This is a genomic window from Actinoplanes sp. NPDC048791, assembly GCF_040650095.1.
Taxonomy (GTDB): Bacteria; Actinomycetota; Actinomycetes; order Mycobacteriales; family Micromonosporaceae; genus Actinoplanes.
The window spans coordinates 1-1,943 of the sequence record NZ_JBEZGQ010001334.1 but is presented as its reverse complement, the minus strand read 5'-3'; the positions used below and the strand labels follow the sequence as shown (position 1 = coordinate 1,943).

At 74.5% G+C, this 1,943-nt stretch carries 3 protein-coding genes; 1 reads left to right on the top strand and 2 read right to left on the bottom strand.

Annotated features, from left to right (window positions below):
- Positions 1–64: 64 nt before the first annotated feature.
- A complete protein-coding gene (locus AB0C29_RS46050) occupies positions 65–562 on the bottom strand; it encodes a hypothetical protein (RefSeq protein WP_360834364.1) in 498 nt (165 codons plus the stop codon).
- A 94-nt stretch (positions 563–656) separates the two neighbouring features.
- Between AB0C29_RS46050 and AB0C29_RS46045 the strand changes: the two genes are divergently transcribed.
- On the top strand, positions 657–1,469 hold the full coding sequence (locus AB0C29_RS46045; protein ID WP_360834362.1) for an SUMF1/EgtB/PvdO family nonheme iron enzyme: 813 nt from the start codon (positions 657–659) through the stop codon (positions 1,467–1,469).
- Here AB0C29_RS46045 and AB0C29_RS46040 read toward each other — a convergent pair.
- Positions 1,405–1,943, bottom strand: a 539-nt coding sequence (locus tag AB0C29_RS46040; RefSeq protein WP_360834360.1) for a tripartite tricarboxylate transporter substrate-binding protein, incomplete at its 5' end; no start/stop codon positions are given. The two genes, AB0C29_RS46045 and AB0C29_RS46040, sit on opposite strands and share 65 nt — an antisense overlap.

Here is a 1,943-nt window from a genome sequence, read left to right as displayed (position 1 = left end):
CCGTCGACCACGGCCAGCGCCTCGTCGAGCCCGGCCGGGCGGGTGCGCAGCGCCGCGGCCAGCATCAGCTCACCACCCCGGCGGCCGGGAACCACTGCAGCTCGGGCAGGGGGTCGGCGGCCGGTGGGAGCTCCAGGTAGGCCAGATGGCGCAGGAAGCTGCTGAACACCTCGGCGGAGTGCCTCGGCGCCGTCGTCGGGTGCAGGCCGCGGCGGAGGTCCTGCTCGCCCTCGGGCAGGTCGGCCTTCAGGTAGCGGGTCACCCGGTCGAGGCCGTACTGCGCCACCGCGGCGTCGATCAGCGCGCCGATGTGGTTGCATGGCCGGGCCGCGCCGAGGCCGCCACAGGGCCGGTTGTTGTTGGTGGTGCAGCTCAGCCCGTGGTCCCCGGCGGTGATCGAGGAGACGTAGACCCGCGACACGTCCGAGCCGCTCGACACGACGCCCTGCAACCGGCCCTCGGCCAGCTCCACAAAGGGCACCTTGGCCAGCTTGCGCGGGCGCACGGGCGCGATGACCGGCGCTGAGCTGCGCCGCTCGTAGGCGATCTCGTCCTCGGTCACGATCCGGTCCTCCCGCACGATCGATCGGGTCGTAGTTGTATCGGACGGGTACGACAGAACCCGGGGCGGATCCGGGTTGCTATCGTGCGCCGGCATGTGGGCAGCGGAGACTGTGAACGGGCGGCCGGCCTGGCGGCACCCGGCGTCCGGGGTCGTCTTCCGGGAGGTGCCGGGCGGGACGTTCCGGATGGGTCTGTCGGAGGCCGAGCTGGCGGCGGTACGCGGCATCCAGGAGCGCGGTGAGTTCGAGGACGACCCCGACCCGTTCTTCGAAGCCGCCGCACAGTGGCGGCCGGCGCGCGAGGTGCGGGTCGAGCCGTTCCTGATCGCGCGCCACCCGCTCACGGTCGAGCAGGTCCGCCACTGGCTGCCCGGCTACGAGGACGACTTCGCCGACACCGGCACCACCGCCGCCCGGATCGAGGACGACCTCGACGAGCTGCTCGCGGCCCTGCCGTTCCGGTTGCCCAGTGAAGCCGAATGGGAGTACGCGGCCCGCGCCGGCACCACCACGCTGACGTTCCGCGGCGACGACCGGCCGGGCGAGGAGCAGCTGCTCGACGACTTCGGCGACGAGCAACGGACCGCCGCGGCCGAGAACGCGTTCGGGCTGGCCGGGATCGGCTCGGCGACCGAGCTCTGTGCCGACGCCTGGTTCCCCGACTACGCGCAGGCACCGGCGGACGGCCGGCCGCGCATCGGCGACGGGCCGCGGACCGTGCGCGGTGGTGCCGCGGACGTGTACCCGTGGCAGGGCTGCGACGAGTGGGTGCTGCTGCTGAGCGCCAGCCGTTACGAGGAAGGCGACTTCACGGCGATCAGGCCTGTGGCCGGCGTACCGGTCAAAGGCGGTGCAGGCCGAGCCGGCGCAGCACGCCGGCCACCCGGGCACTCTCCTCGGCCATGAAGGCGCCGAAGGCGTCGCCGGTCAGATAGGCCGGCGTCCAGCCGAAGCGGCTGCGGGCCGCGGCCCAGGGTGCCGAGGTGTCCAGCTTCGCGACGGTCGCCCGCAGCGCAGCCGCATCGGCGGGGGCCAGGCCCGGCGGGGCGACGATGCCGCGCCAGTTGTTGAAGACGACGTCGAGGCCGGCGGCCCGGACCGTCGGCGCCGGCACCTGGTCGACGGTCTGCTCGCTGGTCACCGCGAGGGCCCGCAGCTGACCCGAGGTGATCTGGTCGGCGTACTCGCTCAGGCCGGACATGGCGAACGCGACCTCGCGGCCGAGGACGGCGGCGAGCAGGTCGCCGCCGCCGTCGTTGCGCCGGTAGGCGACCCGGGCCGGCGCCAGGCCGGCCGCCTCGGCCAGCAGCATGGTGGCCAGGTGGTCGGGTCCGCCGATCGAGGAGCCACCGCCGGCGGGCACCCCGGCCGGGTCGGCCC

Bases quoted from the DNA above. Each gene is read 5' to 3' on its own strand.
- AB0C29_RS46045 (WP_360834362.1), top strand. From the start codon at position 657: ATGTGGGCAGCGGAGACTGTGAACGGGCGGCCGGCCTGGCGGCACCCG.